This window comes from Paraburkholderia acidiphila (genome assembly GCF_009789655.1).
Classification (GTDB): domain Bacteria; phylum Pseudomonadota; class Gammaproteobacteria; order Burkholderiales; family Burkholderiaceae; genus Paraburkholderia; species Paraburkholderia acidiphila.
The window spans coordinates 589,788-606,059 of record NZ_CP046912.1 but is presented as its reverse complement, the minus strand read 5'-3'; the positions used below and the strand labels follow the sequence as shown (position 1 = coordinate 606,059).

The following is a 16,272-nucleotide window of genomic DNA, read 5'->3' as shown; positions in this document are numbered from 1 at the left end:
CTACTTGCGATTGAGGAACGCGAGCAGATCGGCGTTGACCTGATCGGCCAGCGTCGTGCACATGCCGTGCGGGGCGCCCGGGTAGATCTTGAGCGTCGCGTCTTTCACGATTTTCGCGGAGAGCTTGCCGGCGTCGTCGATCGGCACGATCTGGTCGTCGTCGCCGTGCAGGATCAGCGTGGGCACGTCGAACTTCTTGAGGTCTTCCGTGTAATCGACTTCGGAGAACTCGTGCACGCAGTCATGCAGCGCGAGGATGCCGCCCCACATGCCCTGCTGCCAGAACGAGTCGATCACGCCCTGCGAGACTTTCGCGCCGCTGCGGTTGTAGCCGTAGAACGGCACGGCCAGGTCCTTGAAGAACTGCGAGCGGTCGTCGATCACGCCCTTGCGGATGCCGTCGAACACATCCTTGGGCAGGCCGCCGGGGTTCTTCTCGCTCTTGATCATGATGGGCGGCACCGCGCCGATCAGCACCGCGCCCGACACCCGCTTCGTACCGTGGCGGCCAATATAGCGCGCGACTTCGCCGCCGCCCGTGGAATGGCCGACGAGCGTGGCGTCGTTCACGTCGAGCTTGTCGAGCAGGTCGGCGAGGTCGTCGGCCCAGGTGTCCATGTCATTGCCCTTGGCGGGCTGATCGGAGCGGCCGTGGCCGCGGCGGTCATGCGCGATCGTGCGAAAGCCGTTTTGCACGAGAAAGAGCATTTGAGCGTCCCAGGCGTCGGCCGTGAGCGGCCAGCCGTGGGAGAAAACGACGGGCTTTCCGCTGCCCCAGTCCTTGTAGTAGATCGACGTGCCATCGCGGGTGGTGAAGGTGCTCATAGGAAACTCTCCAGTTTCTAACTACAGCATCACGAAGCAGACAGACGCCGACGCACAGACGTGCGTAGTCGAATTCCACGCGACGGTGTGTGTGACGGCGTCCAGGGATGGGCAATGCGGGTGGAACGTGCCGAAACCTGCGCGTCATGAAAAGAGGCGCAAGGCACGCGAAAGAGTATAGAGAGAACCCTTGATCGATGATGCGAGGGTGTGCGGCCCCGCGTGCCTAGGCCATCTCCGTGCCAACCTCATCGCGCAGATAGTCGCCGAGAAACTCGACGAAACTGCGCAGCTTCGCCGAGAGCTTGTTGCGCTCCAGATAGATCGCATGAATATCGGCGTTCGGCAGCGCCCATTCGGCGAGCAGCGGCACGAGTTCGCCCCGTTCGATGTGCTCGCCGATTTCCCACTGCGAGCGCACGACGATGCCGCGTCCGTCGAGCGCCCAGCGCAGTACGGTGCTGCCGTCGTTGCTCGAGAGCGCGCCGTCGACCTTCACGGTTTCCGCGCGCTTGCCCCGCGAAAAGTGCCAGGTGCCGTATGCCGAATCGTTTTCGCGCAGCACGATGCACGCGTGACGCGTCAGATCGTGCGGCGCCGCTGGCTTGCCATGCCGCTTCAAATACGCCGGCGACGCGCACACGATCCGCCGGTTCTTTAGCAGCAAACGCGCGTTGATGCGTGCATCGGGCACCTCGCCGAAGCGGATGCCGAGATCGAAGCCTTCTTCCTGCAGGCTGAGCGGGCGCTCCGTCAATTGCAGCTGGATTTTCATCGAGGGAAATCGCTCGACATAAGCGGAGACGGCGGGCGCGACGTGCGCGCGGCCAAAACCGAACGACGCGTTCACGCGCAGCAGCCCGGCCGGTTCGCCGCGGCTGCGCGTGACGAGTTGTTCCAGCTCCGACAGTTCGTCGAGGATGCGCGAGCCGTTGGCGAGATACAGCTCGCCTTCCGGCGTGAGCGATAGACGCCGTGTGGTGCGGTTCACGAGCCGCACGCCCAGACGCTGCTCCAGTTGCGCGAGACGCTTGCTCACAGCGGGCGGCGTGACGCCCAGTTCGCGCGCCGCCGCTGCCAGATTGCGGTTGCGCGCCACGAGCGCAAAGAGATTCAGATCGGAAAACGCGTCCATTGCGCCGCTCCCGTTGCCGTGTGTGATTCGTTCCTGAAAGTTACGACCGGATTGCTTTCGCGGAAACCCAATCGCCTGAGGCATCAATTAGACTGCATGCAACCTCGGGAGACAAGCATGTTCGAAGGTTTCACCAACGTGTCGGCGGACATCGAAGGCGTTCGCATTCACGCAATCCAGGGCGGACGCGGCCCGGCGCTGCTGCTCCTGCACGGCCACCCGCAAACGCACGCCATCTGGCACAAGGTGGCGCCCACGCTCGCGGAACACTTCACGGTCGTTGCCGCCGACCTGCGCGGCTACGGTGACAGCGGCAAACCGCAGGGCACGCCCGATCACGCCAACTATTCGAAGCGCCGTATGGCGCTCGATCAGGTTGCGCTCATGCGCGGCCTCGGCTTCACGTCGTTTGCTGTCATGGGCCATGACCGGGGCGGCCGCGTTGCTGCGCGCATGGCGATCGATCATCCTCACGCCGTGAAGAAACTCGTCACGCTCGACGTCGCCCCAACCGTCGCGATGTACGAGCAGACGTCGTTCGCGTTCGCGCGCGCTTACTGGCACTGGTTCTTTCTCGTACGTCCGGCGCCGTTTCCGGAAACGCTCATACGCGCCGATCCCGATCTCTATCTGAAGCAAACCATGGGCGCGCGCAGTGCGGGCCTCGCGCCTTTCGCGCCCGAGGCCTACGCCGAGTATTTGCGCTGCCTCTCGGACCCCGCAACGGCACACGGAATCTGCGAGGACTATCGGGCGTCGATCACCATTGACCTCGAACACGACCGCGCGGATCTGGCGGCGGGCAGGCGCATCGAATGCCCGTTCCTCGCGTTGTGGGGCGCGCAGGGCACGGTTGGCCAGTGCTTCGATCCGCTGGCGGAGTGGCGTAGCTGGAACGCGAGCGTCAGCGGCGAGGCACTGCCGTGCGGGCACTACATCGCGGAAGAAGCGCCCCAGTTGCTCCTCGAACGCGTGCTGCCGTTTCTTCAGCGCTGATTCGATCGTTCGTCATTTTTCAGTCGGGCTTCATCATGTCCTCACAAACGCTTTATCGGAAACTGGTTGATTCGCACACCGTATCGATCATCGACGCCGAGCACGTTCTGCTCTACGCCGATCTGCACATCATGAACGAGTACACGAGCCCGCAAGCGTTCGCGGGCTTGCGCGAGAAGGGCCTGCGCGTGCGCCGCCCGCGCCAGCAGATGGGCGTGGTCGATCACGTTATTCCCAGCAAGCCAGTGCCCGTTCCCGCGCGCACTATCGAGATCGTCGATGCCGCGAAGCAGGCCGCGAACTTCACGCGCAACTGCGTGGAGCAGGGCATTCATCTGTTCGATATTCACGACCCCATGCAGGGCATCGAGCATGTGGTCGCGCCCGAGATCGGTCTGATTCGTCCCGGCATGGTCGTGCTGTGCGGCGACAGCCACACGACGACCTATGGCGCGATGGGCGCGCTTGGGTTCGGCATCGGCACCTCGGAAGTCGAACACGTATTGGCGACGCAAACGCTTGTGTACCGCGTCGCGAAAGACATGCGCATTGTCGTGGACGGCGCGCTGCCGCCGGGCACGACGTCAAAGGATCTCGTGCTGCACATCATTGCGAAGATCGGTGCGCAGGGCGCACGCGGCTACGCCGTGGAATACGCGGGCGAAGCGATCGCCGGGCTCTCCGCCGAAGCGCGCATGACCTTGTGCAACATGACCGTGGAGGCGGGCGCGCGCGCCGCGCTGATCGCGCCCGACCGCACGACGCTCGACTACGTGGCCAGCAAGGTTCGCGATCTCGACGCAAAGACGCTCGACGCGGCGTGCAACGCGTGGTCGAAACTGCGCTCGGACGACGACGCGCATTTCGATATCGAGCATCGCTTCGACGCCGCGCGCGTCGCGCCTTACGTGACATGGGGCACGAGCCCGGACCAGGCCGTGCCGGTGGACGGCCGCATTCCCGAAGCATCGGAAGGCGCGGGTCTCGACGCCGCGACGCTGCACAAGGCGCTCGATTACATTGGCCTCGCCGCAGGCGCACCGATCGAGGGCACGCCAATCGACCGTGTGTTCATCGGTTCCTGCACGAATGCGCGCATCGAGGATCTGCGCGCCGTCGCGCAGGTGGTGCGCGGGCGCAAGGTGGCTCCGACTGTGCGTGCGATGGTCGTGCCGGGTTCGGGCATGGTGCGCGACCAGGCCGAGCGCGAAGGCATTGCGCAAACGCTGATCGACGCGGGGTTCGAGTGGCGTCAGCCGGGCTGCTCGATGTGCCTCGCGATGAACGACGACGTGCTCGCGCCGGGCGAGCGCTGCGCCTCGACGACGAACCGCAATTTCGAAGGGCGCCAGGGGCGCGACAGCAAAACGCATTTGATGAGTCCCGCGATGGCCGCCGCCGCCGCGCTGGCGGGCCGCATCGTCGACATTCGCAAGGAGCTTGCACATGGCTAAGCCGTTCACGATCTCGGGCGTTGCCGCGCCGCTGTCCGTCAACAACCTCGATACCGACCAGATCATGCCCAAGCAGTTTCTGCTCGGCATCGACAAATCGGGGCTCGCGCGCGGGTTGCTGTACGACTTGCGTTTCAGTGCCGATGGCCGTGCGCGCGAGGACTTCGTGCTGAATCGCTCAGAGTATGCCGGCGCAAAGGTGTTGATCGGCGGCTCGAACTTTGGCTGCGGGTCGAGCCGCGAACACGCGGTGTGGGGCTTGCAACAGGCGGGTTTCGAAGCCGTGATCGCGCCGAGCTATGGCGAGATCTTCTACTTCAATTCGACGAACAACCGTTTGCTGCTCGTCACGCTGCCGCCGGAGCAGGTCGAGGCGCTCGTCGCGGAGATCGCGGGCGGCGACGACAAGCACGTATCGATCGATGTCGACAACGAAGTCGTGATCGCGCCTTCGGGACGGCGCTATGCATTTTCGCTGCCCTCGCGTCAGAAGCAGATGCTCGTGGAAGGCCTCGACATGGTCGGCATGACGCTGCGCCAGCAGGAAGCGATCGACGCATTCGAGGCGAAACACTGGGCAGCGCAGCCGTGGTGCCGCATCGATCTGCCGGCGCAGCAGCAACGCGCTTAATCCCCCATCTATAACCAGACCGTTCGTGCACACCGCGCGCAACGGCACAGGGGCGCACCGACCGTCACGCGCGGCAAGTGCGCCCAAACGGAGACAACCCATGAGCATTGCAGCAGTCCATCCGCAGGACGCCGCCGCGCTGGAGCCCAGCGTCGTGCGCAAGGTCTCACGGCGTATCACGCCGTTCATCATCGTCCTGTATTTCCTGAGTTTCTTGAACCGCGTGAACGTCGGCTTCGCAGGGCTCACGATGAATCACGACATCGGGCTCACGCAGGCCATGTTCGGCGTGGGTGCGGGCATTTTCTTCGTTGGTTATATCGCGGCGGGTATGCCGTCCAACCTCGCGTTACAGCGCGTGGGTGCGCGCAGATGGATCGCACTGCTGATGGTCGCATGGGGACTGCTTTCCGCAGCCACGGCGTTCGTCACGGGACCGTACAGTTTCTATACGCTGCGCTTCGTGCTCGGTCTCGCCGAAGCGGGCTTCTTTCCCGGCATCATTCTCTACCTGAGCTTCTGGTTTCCCGCGCGGCACCGCGCATTCGTCACGGCGATGTTCATGACGGCCGCGCCGCTCTCGAACATGATCGGCTCGCCCATCTCCGGCGCGCTCATGACCCTGGAGGGCGTGGCGCATCTGCATGGCTGGCAGTGGCTCTTCCTCGTGGAAGGCGCGCCGACCGTGCTGCTCGGCATCGTTTCGTATTTCTACCTGACTGACCGGCCCGAGGACGCGCAGTGGCTCGCGCCCGCTGAACGGCAGTGGCTGAGCGGCGAGATGCGGCGCGAACGCGAAGCGAAGGCGGCGCAGAGCAAGTCGAGCGTGTGGGGCGCCGTGAAGGACCCGCGCGTGCTGCTGCTCGCGCTTGTGTATGCGGGGACCTCGACCGGGCTCTACGCGATCGGCATCTGGGCGCCGATGATCATCCACCGCTTCGGCTTCAGCTACTTCGAACTGGGTGTCGTAAACGCGATTCCAAATCTGTTCGCGGTGGTGACGATGGTGCTTTGGGCGCGCAACTCGGACCGCACGAACGAGCGCCGCCTGCACGTTGCGATTGCGTGTCTCGCGGCCGGTATCGGCATGCTGATGTCCGGACACGCCACCAATGCCATTGTGCTGATCATCGGGCTCTCGATCGCGAACTTCGGCATCAACGCAGCGAAGCCGCCGCTCTGGAGCATGCCCACACAGTTTCTCTCGGGATCCGCTGCCGCCGCGGGCATTGCGATCATCAACGCGATGGGCAGCCTCATAGGCGGCACGATCGGCCCGATGGTGATCGGCCGGTTGCGCGACCTGAGCGGCGACTATTCGCTGGGGCTGTATTTCGTCAGTGCCACGCTGCTTGTTTCGGCCGTGCTCGCCTATGCTTTCGGGCTGCGCGACCGGCGCGGTAGTGCACATAAGTCAATGATTTAAAAAGATATAGCCGTTCCGGATACTTCCGGTTGCGTCTTTCATGTTGTGCCGGTCCTATGATTGACCTGTCGTCTGACCGAAGTGGCCTGGCGGCAAGCGTTGTCACGGTATCGAGTCAATCTGGATAGATAGGATCACTAACATGGCTTCACGCAAGAAAGCGGTCAACATCGGCCTGATCGGCGCGGGCCGTATCGGCTCCTTCCATGCGGAAACGGTCGCGCGCCGCCTCGTCGACGCGAACCTGGTTGCGATTGCCGATCCGGCGCCGGGCGCCGCCGCGAGACTCGCGACCCGCCTCGACGTCGATCATGCGTACGCGGAAGTTGCGCAACTGCTTGCGCAGCCGGATCTGGACGCCGTGATCGTCGCGACGCCCGCACGCTTTCATACGAACCTCGTGGTACAGGCCGCTGAAGCCGGTAAAGCAATCTTCTGCGAAAAGCCGATGGCACTGACGCTGGAAGACGCCGACCGCGCGATCGCCGCGGCACGAGCGGCCGAAGTGCCGCTTCAAGTTGGCTTCAACCGCCGCTGGGACCAGGCGTTCGCGGAGGGTCACGCGGCGGTCGAGGCGGGCAAGATCGGCGCACCGCAGTTGTTGCGGTCGCTCACGCGCGATCCTGGCCCGTTCGGCGGCGATCCCGAGCGCATTCCACACTGGACCATTTTCTATGAAACGCTGATCCACGATTTCGACGCGCTGTTGTGGCTCAACGCCGGCGCGCGTGCCGTGGAAGTCTATGTGGCGGCCGAAGCGCTCGTGCGCCCCGACGCCAAAGCGCGAGGCTTTCTGGACACCGCGGTCGTGACGATTCGATTCGACAATGGCTCGATTGCGGTGGCAGAGGCAAACTTCTCGGCGCTCTACGGCTACGACATTCGCGGCGAAGTTTTCGGCCCGGGCGGCATGGTGACGATGGGCGACGTGCGGCGCTCCAGCATGACATTGTTCGACGGCAGTGGCGTCTCGAGCGATACCTGGCGCCGCGACACGGACCATTTCGTGGCGGGCTACACCGCGCAACTCGCGTCTTTCGTGAAGGCCGTGCGTGAGCGCGAACCGGTGGCGGGGCCGGGCGGCGAAGACGCGCGCCGCGCGCTTGCCATCGCACTGGCCTGCATCGAGTCGGTCACGAAGAAGGCACCTGTAGCCGTGAAATGAGTGGGGCCGGCCTGCGCCGCTTGCGGCGGGGGCCAGAAGAGACGCTGTACGGGTCGGAGCGCTTGAAACGCGCGATACGCGATAATCGCCCTTTATCGATTCCCGCATCTTTCGTATGTCGACGCCTGAACCGGTCTCTTCCGGGCACTCCTGGTGGGGCGTGCTCGTCCTGGCGCTTTCGGCCTTTATTTTTAACACGACCGAATTCGTGCCCGTGGCGCTGTTGAGCGCCATTGGCGACAGCTTGCATATGCTGGCGACCGACGTCGGCCTCATGTTGACGATCTACGCGTGGACGGTGGCCGTGGCGTCGCTGCCCTTGATGCTGCTCACGCGCAACGTCGAACGCCGCAAGCTTCTGACCTTCATATTCGCGCTCTTCGTCGTCAGCCATATCGTGACTGGCGTGGCGTGGAACTTTACGGTGCTGATGGTGGGACGCATCGGCATTGCGTTCGCGCACGCGATTTTCTGGTCGATCTCCGTTTCGCTAGTGGTGAGGCTCGCGCCGCCCGGCAACAAGAGCCGTGCGCTCGCCATGCTCGGCATGGGTACGTCGATCGCCATGGTGGCGGGCATTCCGCTTGGGCGCGTGATTGGCGAAACGCTGGGCTGGCGGCAAACGTTCTTCGTCATTGCGGGCGCGGCGACGGTTGCGCTGGTGATGTTGCGCATGTTGCTGCCCGCGTTGCCCAGCCAGCAAACCGGCTCGTTCAGCAGCGTGCCCGTGCTGTTCAGAAAGCCGATGCTGGCCTCGCTCTATCTGTTGACGATACTCGTCGTGACCGCGCACTTCACGTCGTATACGTATATCGAGCCCTTCATTCACACCGTCGGCCATGAAAGCAGTCAACGCATCACCTATATCCTGATTCTGTTCGGCGGTGCCGGCATTCCCGCGGCAATCTGCTTTAATCGCCTATATCCGCGCGATCCGGCGCAATTCCTGCAAGCGGCGGTGGTCGCCGTGTGCGTATGTCTGCTCGTGCTGTTTCCGGCCGCGTTGAGCATCGTCACGTTGTCCGTGCATACGCTCGTGTGGGGCGGCGCGATCGTTTCCTTTGGTCTTGCCATGCAGGCATGGGTACTCAAGCTCGCGCCCGAAGCGGCGGACGTTGCGGTCTCGATCTATTCCGGTCTCTATAACGTGGGGATCGGCGCGGGGGCGCTACTGGGCAACCATATCGCCAACGGCTTTGGCGTGTCGTGGGTCGGCTCGTTCGGCGGCGTGGTGGGCGGCCTTGGGGCAGCGGTGTGCTGGCTGGCGTTGCGCATGTATGCACACGCGCATCCTTCAGAGCACTGAAGCGCCGCTTGCAGCGAGGGCGCTGCGAAGCTGCGCGACGCCTGCCTCGATGTCGGCGTGCCCGTCGAAAAGCAGGGCTTCCAGGTGCGTGCTCAGTAATTCCACCAGCGCGTGATAAGCGGGAACCGCGGGTGCCGGAAAGGCGGCGACGCGATGCGTACTCATGAGCTGATCCATGACGCCGACGACGCGATTGCGTTGCAGCACATAGCGGTCCTCCGCGACCGAGTAGCGGGCGTTGCCTGCCGCGCCGTGCAGCACGAAGTATTTCATCATTTCAGGAGAGCCAAGCGTTTCGACGGCCTGCCACGCGAGCCGTATCGCCTCGCCGTCGCAAGCCGAAGGTATGGCAAGCAGCGCGCCGCCGAGCGGAGAGAGAGGCGTCATGTCCGCTTGCATGGTGGGATGTTCGAGCAAACCGATGCTCGCGCCGATCTCGAGCAGCTTGTGGCCATCCAGCGTGCCAAAGCGGTTCGACCAGTGGTAGCACATGGCCGCATTGCCGCTGCCGAAGATCTGCACACTGCGTGTCCAGTGGTTGGCACGCAGGTTGCCCGGCGAATAAGGAATGAGCGCTCGCAAGTATTCGATCACGCTTTTGCATGCCGCCGCGTCCAGTTCGAGCGCGTGGCCGCTCGTCAAAACGCCGCCTTGTGCGCCGAGAATCTGCAGGAACATCTCCGCGAGCGGCAGACCGGGTGCGGCGGTCCACGTGATGCCGAACCGGCCGCGGCTCGGCCGGTGCAGCAGACTCGCGCAGCGAATCACTTCTGCGAAGGTCCGTGGCGGCTGCAGGCCTTCGGCATCGAAAAGATCCTTGCGATACCAAAGAAAATCGACAGTCGGCTGAACAGGAATGCCGTGGAGATGGCCACCGCTCCATCCGGCTTGCCAGACGGCGTCGTAGAAGTCGGCGCCGGACACGGTGCTGCCGGCCGCCAGTGCCTGCAGATCGAGCAACTGGCCGTGCCCGCTCAATTCGGCGAGCCACGGGAAAGGCACGGCGACGACCACCGGAGCGTTCGCGTGCCCGTGTGACGGGTCGGCGAGCGTGGCTTCGAGCACCGCGCGGTAGGCGTCCTGCGGGTAGGTCGAGATCTGCACGCGCATGCCGAGGAAGCGTTCGATATCGGTGCGGTTGTGCTTGAGAATGTCGAAGACGGGATCGGCGTAGGCGAGCAGCGTGAGTTCGGCGTTCGCGTTGAAGCCCGAGGCCGCCGGGCGCGGCCACGCGATCTCCGCGGGCGCGGCGAGACCCGCGGCGTCGAAGCGATCGACCGCGCGCGGGTCCACGGCGTCCATGAGCAGCTTGATCGTTTGCCCGGTGATGCTGTCGAGTTGCGCGAGAAGCCGCTCGGAAGGCAGCACGTGCTCGCGGCTGTGCCCGGCCGAAATGGGCTTGAACTGAATGAGTCCCTGCGCCTTGAGCGCAAAGATGACGCGTCGCGCGGTGGTGCGCGGCATGCCCGAACTGTCGGCCAGCGACGTGATCGTCGTTTGACGCTTGCCCAGAAAATTTTGCAGCACCTTACTGAGTATCGGCCAGCTTTCGTGTGCGGCTTCGCCGAACTCGCTGCGTAAGATGCCGGAAAGCTTGTCGATGACGGCGATCGCCGCGTAGCGGTCGCGAGCATGCATGTTGCGGCGCTCCTGCTCGTGGAAGAACCTATGGCGAGTCTAGCAGAGCCGCTTCCCAAGTTGCTGATTTATCGTCGTATAGCCAGTCTGAACATTTCTGGAGGGCGGCGGTGGCGCGAAGGCGGACTACTATTTCACTGCTGGCCGCGTGCACACCGCATGAGTCGTCAGCAGACCCCTGTTGAATTTTTCCGATTTAATAAGGAATACAAATGTTTACGCTCGCAGTGTGCGCAGAGATGGTCTTTCGTGACTTGCCGATGATCGAGCGCGTTCGGCGTATCAGCGAACTGGGCTTCGAGGTCGAGATATGGGACTGGACCCGGCACGATATCGACGCTCTGGCCCGTAGCGGCGCAAAGTTTTCGTCGATGACGGGCTACATCGAAGGCGACCTGATCACCGAACGCGGCGCCGATACGCTGCTGCGCACCGCTGAGCAATCGATCGATGTCGCGAAGCGCCTTGCGTGTCCGCGTCTGAACCTGCACGGCACCGGGCTCGACGCCAACGGTTTGCCCGTTACACCGGTGGCGCTCGTGACCGGCGAAATGTGGCTGGCGGCGCACAAGACGCTTGCGCGTATTGCCGAACTGGGCGCGCGGCACGACGTGGTGTTTTGCCTCGAAAACCTCAACGCCGAGGTCGATCATCCCGGCGTGCCGTTCGCGCGCGCCGCCGACACGCTGGCGCTCGTCAAGGCCGTCGACAATGCGCATCTGCGCCTGAATCTCGATCTCTATCACGCGCAGATCGGCGAGGGCAATCTGATCGAACTCGTGCGCCGTGCCGCGCCTTATATCGGCGAGATTCAGGTGGCCGACGTGCCGGGGCGCAAGGAACCCGGCACCGGTGAGATTCACTTTCCCGCGATCGCACGCGCGCTTGCGGCGCTCGACTATCGCGGCACGATCGGCCTTGAAGCCTGGGCGAGCGGTGACACCGAACTCGCGCTGCGGCGCTTTCGCGAGGCGTTCACATTGGCGTAGCGGGCGGCGCTTCGTTTTCTGCGGGAGGAAACGTCAGCACGACGGCAAACCCGCCCTCGGCGGGAAACGCAAAGTTCACACGGCCGCCGTGCGCCTTCATCACCGCTTGTACGATGGCGAGCCCGAGGCCCGAGCCCGTAGTGCGCTCCGCGCCTTCCTGGCCGATGCGCTCGAACGGACGCAACGCGGCCTCCCAGTGTTCGCGCGCAATGCCGCCGCCGTTGTCGGTTATGGTCAGCGTGACGGCCTCCGGCGCGGCGTTTACGGTCACGACGATATCGTCGGCCTTGCCGTGCAGCAGCGCGTTGTGCAGCACGTTCGATAGCGCTTCCTGCAGGCTCACGGGGTCGCCCGCGATCCACACGTGCGGCGCGCTGCTTTCGAACGCCACCTGCACGTCGCGTTCGTCGGCAAGCGGGATGGTGCGGCCCAGCACCTCCCTCGCGAGCTTCGCCAGGTCTACGCGCTGCAACGGCACCACTTCTGTGCGATGAATCACCATCGCGTGATTGAGCAACTGGCCCGTGAGCCGGCCCACATCCGAACAGGTGGCGCGCAACGCTTCGAGCCGCGCGGCGTGGCGCACGGGATCGGACTCGGTGCTGAGCAATTCGATTTGCGCGTCGAGCCGCGCAATTGGCGTGCGCATCTGGTGTGCGGCGTCGGCGATGAAACGCTGCATGGCTGTCATGCGATCCGCCAGACGCCCGATCAGTCCGTTGATCGCGCCGATCAGCGCGTTGATCTCGCTCGGCGTGTCGTGCGACACAGGCCGCAGGTCGGCAGGGTCGCGCGCGGCGATGATCTGCTCGATCTGCGCGAGCGGGCGCAGGCCGCGCCGGATCGCGAGACCGCTCGCGCCAATGGCGAGCACGCTCATCAGCAGAATCAGCGTCCAGACCTTGAAGCTCATGTCGTTCGTGAGCTGCTGGCGCGCATGCGTCGTTTGCGCGACCGTGACGAGAGCCCAGCCAGGCGGCCGCGCGTCGGGCATGTAGCGCCCGATGGTCGCGGTGCGCACGCGTTCACCCTGATACCGGCCGTTCGCGAATGTCGGACCCTGGCGCGCGCTCATCGGGTTGGCCGGACCGGGAAGGTCGCCATAACCCGCTACGACGAGGCCCCGCGCATCGACCACCTTGTAGTAGACGATGTCATAGCGCGAGAGCGTGGAGAGCGCGGCCACCGGCGGATTGAGCGCGAGCACGCCGCCCTGCACGTAGAGATTTTCGGCGACCTGGATGGTTGCGCCCGCAAGCAGTTGATCGTAGGCGCGCTCGGAGGCGACGCCCGCGTAGTAGCGCGCGATGCCAGCGAGCGCCGCCGCGCCCGACGCCACGACGAGCGCGACGAAGAGCAGCGTGCGGCCGAGCAGCGTTTTCGGGAACCAGTCAAAGCGCGGCAATTTGATATCCCATGCCGCGCGCGGTGCGAATTTCGACCGAGCTGGCTTGCAGCTTCTTGCGCAAGCGCGTGACGTACTGTTCGACCGCGTTCGCGCTCGGCTCGTTGCCATAGCTGAACAACTGGTTCAGCAGTTCCTCTTTCGGGAAGATGCGCTGCGGACGGCTGGCGAGGATTTCGAGCAAGGCGAATTCCTGCCGCGAGAGTGAAAGCGGTTTGCCGTCGAGTTCGGCGAGCCGGCTGCTGCGGTCGATGGCGAGGCCGGCGAGCCTCACGACATCGTTCGCGTGCCCGCTGTTGCGGCGCAGGAGCGCCTGCACGCGCGCTTCGAGTTCGCGATAGTCGAACGGCTTCACGAGGTAGTCGTCGGCGCCGAGTCCGAGGCCGCTCACGCGGTCGTCGATGGCCGAGCGCGCGGTGAGGAGCAGCACCGGCGTGGTGGAGCCCGTGGCGCGCAGGTTGCGCAGGATCGCGAAGCCGTCCAGGCCGGGAAGCATCACGTCGAGCACGACCAGGTCGAAGCGCTCGACGCCGAGCAGGCTGTTCGCCGTGGCGCCGTTCGCTTCGAGGTCCACCGCGTGACCGAGGCGCGTGAGGCGGCTGCGGACCGCCGCGCCGATTTCCGCGTCGTCCTCTACCACCAGAATGCGCATGATGCCGTTCCTGCCGAAATCTTCATGGGTACGATTGCGGGTTTTCCCCGGGGTCTGCGAGATGGGTTTCTCAGCATTTTCTCAGACTCGCCCGGTAATCTCGCGAACCATGGAAGATGCAGCGACGTGATTACGACACGAACCACTGGAGACGGCAAGATGCGCACGAACTCGCCGCGGCGGCGCGCACTCGTTGCGGCCGGGCTTGGCGCGGCCGCGCTCGCCGCGGGGTTCGCGCCTGCCTGGGTCCGGGCCACGCCGCGCACGGTGCGCATATCGAAAGGCTACGGCCTGCTGTATCTACCGCTGCTCGTGATGGAAAAGATGCGGCTCTTCGAGCGCCATGCGGCCCGTCAGGGGCTCGCGGACGTGAGCGTTGAGTGGCTGAGGCTCGACGGCGGCAATTCAGTCGACGACGCCATGATGGCTGGCACGCTCGACTTCGCTGCCGTGGGCGCGCCCGGCTTCATCGAACTGTGGGCGCGGGCGCGCGGCATACCGAATGTCGAGGTGATCGGCATTAGCGGTCTTTCGGCCACGGCGCTCTTGCTCAACACGAACCGGCCGCAGATCGCGACGCTGCACGACTTCACGCCCGCCGACCGCATTGCGGTGCCGGGCATTCGCACCTCGCTTTCCGCCGTCGTGCTGCAAATGGTGGCGAGCAAGCTGCTCGGGCCGCAGCACTTCGCGCAGCTCGATTCGATTACCGTGGGCTTGCCGCATCCACAGGCCATGCAGTCGCTGATCCGGCGCGAGGGCGGCATTACCGCGCATTTCGCGTCGCCGCCGTTTTCGACGCTCGAATTGCAGCAGCCGGGCATTCACCGAGTGGTCAATTCTGTCGATGTGCTCGGGCCGCTCACACTCGACGTGGTGTTCGCGCCCAAGCGGCTCGTGGACACCGAACCGGCGCTCGCGCGAGCGTTTCTGCACGCGCTCGACGAGGCGAACCGGATGATCGCGCAGGACAAAGCGGCCGCGGCGCAGATCTATGTCGATTCGTCGGGCTTCGGCGCGTCGCGCGAGCACGTGGTGCAGACGCTCGCGGCGCCGGAGTCGCGCTTTTCGGTCTGGCCCGAACAGTTGATGGAGTACGTGGATTTTCTGTACATGGTGGGCACGATCAAGGCGAAGCCGCGCACGTGGAACGACATGTTCGTGGCGATGCTCGCGGACTTCCGCCCGTCTTAGGCAGACGTGCAGGCAACATATAAATAAACGTAGGAGAACAGAGTGAAACCAGAATCAACCGTCGACCAACAGTCCGCCGAAGAACGGGAGGTCATGTCGAAGATCGCGCGCCGCCTGATGCCGATCCTCGTCGTGATGTTTCTGATCTCCTTCATCGACCGGCAGAACGTCGGCTTTGCCAAGCTGCAGATGGTGCACAGCCTCAACATGACCGAAACGGCGTTCGGTCTGGCTTCGTCGCTGTTCTTCATCGGCTATCTGCTGTTCGAGGTGCCCAGCACGCTCGCGCTGCATCGCTACGGCGCGCGCGTGTGGCTCGCGCGCATCATGCTCACCTGGGGCTTGATTACGGTGCTGATGGGCTTCACCACGTCGATGAAGGTGTTCTGCGGCCTGCGCCTCGCGCTGGGCGTGGCCGAAGCCGGCTTCTATCCGGGCGTGATCTATTACCTCACGCTGTGGTTTCCGCAGAGCTATCGCGCGCGCGTGCTCGGCATCTTCACGCTGGGCAGTGCGCTCGCGAACATGCTCGGTTCGCTCGTGGGCGGGTGGCTGCTGAGCCTCAATGGCGTGTGGGGCCTTGCGGGCTGGCAGTGGGTGTTCATTGCGACGGGTCTGCCCGCCGTGCTGGTCGGCATTGCCGTATTCAGGCTGCTGCCCGCGTCGTACCAGGAAGCGCGCTTCCTGAGCGAGCGCGAAAAGCAGATCGTGGCGGCCGCGCACGAGCGCGAGAAGCCCGCGCACGCCGAACACGCGCAGCCCTGGAAGGCGCTGCTCGATCCGCGCGTGATGCTGTTCGCGGCGACTTATATGCTGATGTCGACCTCGCTCTACGGCGTGACCTACTGGCTGCCCACGCTCGTGAAGTCGTTTGGCGTGTCGAGCAGCGTGAACGGGCTGCTGAGCATGCTGCCGTGGGCGCTGGCGGTCCTGTTGCTGTTGTGGCTGCCTTCGAAGCTGCGCCGCGCGAAAAGCATTCTGCGCACCATGGCGATCGTCGCGGCACTTGGCACGCTCGCCTTCCTGTTGAGTCTGCTGCTGCCGTCCACGCCGTTGCGCTTTGTCGCGCTCGTGCTCGGCGGCGCGTGCATCCCGCTGCTGTACCCGTGTTTCTGGTCGATGCCGCCGCGCTATTTCACCGGCGCGCGGGCGGCGGCGAGCGTTGCGGCCATCAATTCGATCGGCAATCTCGGCGGCTTCTTTGGCCAGAACCTCATGCCGCTCGCGGGCAAGCTCACCGGCACGGCGTTCGGACCGATGATTGTGCCGATCGTGTGCCTCGCGGTCCTCGGTCTCGGCGTGGTGGTGGCGTGGGGCCGTTCCGGGCGCGCGATGGAGGGTGTGCCGGCGTGAGCCTGGTTTGACAGCGGTGGCACGCGTGTGCTGAGGTACGCGTGCATCGCTGAGCGCTTCGAGTTGCTTTCGCTCCGCTTCACGCAGATCACGACGGCATTCG

General features: G+C 64.5%; 14 protein-coding genes. 9 read left to right on the top strand and 5 right to left on the bottom strand.

The features are described from left to right. Complete coding sequence (locus FAZ97_RS32945; RefSeq protein ID WP_158762950.1) at positions 1 to 825, bottom strand: alpha/beta fold hydrolase; 825 nt, start codon at positions 823 to 825, stop codon at positions 1 to 3. 226 nt (positions 826 to 1,051) lie between these two features. Further along, positions 1,052 to 1,960, bottom strand: a complete 909-nt coding sequence (locus FAZ97_RS32940) for a LysR family transcriptional regulator (RefSeq protein WP_158762949.1) — start codon at positions 1,958 to 1,960, stop codon at positions 1,052 to 1,054. A 117-nt stretch (positions 1,961 to 2,077) separates the two neighbouring features. On the opposite strand from FAZ97_RS32940, the gene FAZ97_RS32935 reads away from it, so the two are divergent. The 6 genes from FAZ97_RS32935 to FAZ97_RS32910 all read left to right on the top strand — a co-directional run bounded on the left by FAZ97_RS32935 (position 2,078) and on the right by FAZ97_RS32910 (position 8,938). Beyond that, the gene (locus FAZ97_RS32935) at positions 2,078 to 2,956 is read left to right on the top strand and encodes an alpha/beta fold hydrolase (protein WP_158762948.1); all 879 of its coding nucleotides are present in this window, start codon (positions 2,078 to 2,080) and stop codon (positions 2,954 to 2,956) included. Between the two features lie 35 nt (positions 2,957 to 2,991). Further along, positions 2,992 to 4,410, top strand: coding sequence for a 3-isopropylmalate dehydratase large subunit (gene leuC, locus FAZ97_RS32930; protein ID WP_158762947.1), 1,419 nt, complete (start codon positions 2,992 to 2,994; stop codon positions 4,408 to 4,410). Then, the gene (gene leuD / locus FAZ97_RS32925; protein ID WP_158762946.1) at positions 4,403 to 5,041 is read left to right on the top strand and encodes a 3-isopropylmalate dehydratase small subunit; all 639 of its coding nucleotides are present in this window, start codon (positions 4,403 to 4,405) and stop codon (positions 5,039 to 5,041) included. Before leuC ends, leuD begins: the two co-directional genes overlap by 8 nt. 100 nt (positions 5,042 to 5,141) lie before the next feature. After that, the gene (locus FAZ97_RS32920) at positions 5,142 to 6,467 is read left to right on the top strand and encodes an MFS transporter (protein WP_158762945.1); all 1,326 of its coding nucleotides are present in this window, start codon (positions 5,142 to 5,144) and stop codon (positions 6,465 to 6,467) included. Positions 6,468 to 6,609: 142 nt separating this feature from the next. Next, positions 6,610 to 7,632, top strand: a complete 1,023-nt coding sequence (locus tag FAZ97_RS32915) for a Gfo/Idh/MocA family oxidoreductase (RefSeq protein WP_158762944.1) — start codon at positions 6,610 to 6,612, stop codon at positions 7,630 to 7,632. Positions 7,633 to 7,747: 115 nt separating this feature from the next. After that, the gene (locus tag FAZ97_RS32910) at positions 7,748 to 8,938 is read left to right on the top strand and encodes a sugar transporter (RefSeq protein ID WP_158762943.1); all 1,191 of its coding nucleotides are present in this window, start codon (positions 7,748 to 7,750) and stop codon (positions 8,936 to 8,938) included. On the opposite strand, the gene FAZ97_RS32905 is transcribed toward FAZ97_RS32910, so the two are convergent. Then, positions 8,927 to 10,576: an ABC transporter substrate-binding protein gene (locus tag FAZ97_RS32905; protein WP_158762942.1), complete on the bottom strand. Its 1,650-nt coding sequence runs from the start codon at positions 10,574 to 10,576 to the stop codon at positions 8,927 to 8,929. The two genes, FAZ97_RS32910 and FAZ97_RS32905, sit on opposite strands and share 12 nt — an antisense overlap. A 212-nt stretch (positions 10,577 to 10,788) precedes the next feature. Between FAZ97_RS32905 and FAZ97_RS32900 the strand changes: the two genes are divergently transcribed. Then, positions 10,789 to 11,565 (top strand): TIM barrel protein, encoded by a 777-nt coding sequence (locus FAZ97_RS32900; protein ID WP_158762941.1) that lies wholly within the window; start codon positions 10,789 to 10,791, stop codon positions 11,563 to 11,565. Here the strand turns inward: FAZ97_RS32900 and FAZ97_RS32895 are convergent. Further along, positions 11,552 to 12,970, bottom strand: coding sequence for a sensor histidine kinase (locus FAZ97_RS32895; protein WP_158762940.1), 1,419 nt, complete (start codon positions 12,968 to 12,970; stop codon positions 11,552 to 11,554). The two genes, FAZ97_RS32900 and FAZ97_RS32895, sit on opposite strands and share 14 nt — an antisense overlap. After that, complete coding sequence (locus FAZ97_RS32890) at positions 12,957 to 13,622, bottom strand: response regulator transcription factor (protein WP_158762939.1); 666 nt, start codon at positions 13,620 to 13,622, stop codon at positions 12,957 to 12,959. The genes FAZ97_RS32895 and FAZ97_RS32890 overlap by 14 nt, the downstream gene beginning before the upstream one ends. 159 nt (positions 13,623 to 13,781) lie before the next feature. Between FAZ97_RS32890 and FAZ97_RS32885 the strand changes: the two genes are divergently transcribed. Both FAZ97_RS32885 and FAZ97_RS32880 read left to right on the top strand, forming a co-directional pair. Then, entirely contained in the window at positions 13,782 to 14,816 is a 1,035-nt protein-coding gene (locus FAZ97_RS32885) for an ABC transporter substrate-binding protein (protein ID WP_158762938.1), read from the top strand. Positions 14,817 to 14,909: 93 nt separating this feature from the next. Then, entirely contained in the window at positions 14,910 to 16,169 is a 1,260-nt protein-coding gene (locus FAZ97_RS32880; protein WP_158763372.1) for an MFS transporter, read from the top strand. Positions 16,170 to 16,272 lie beyond the last annotated feature (103 nt).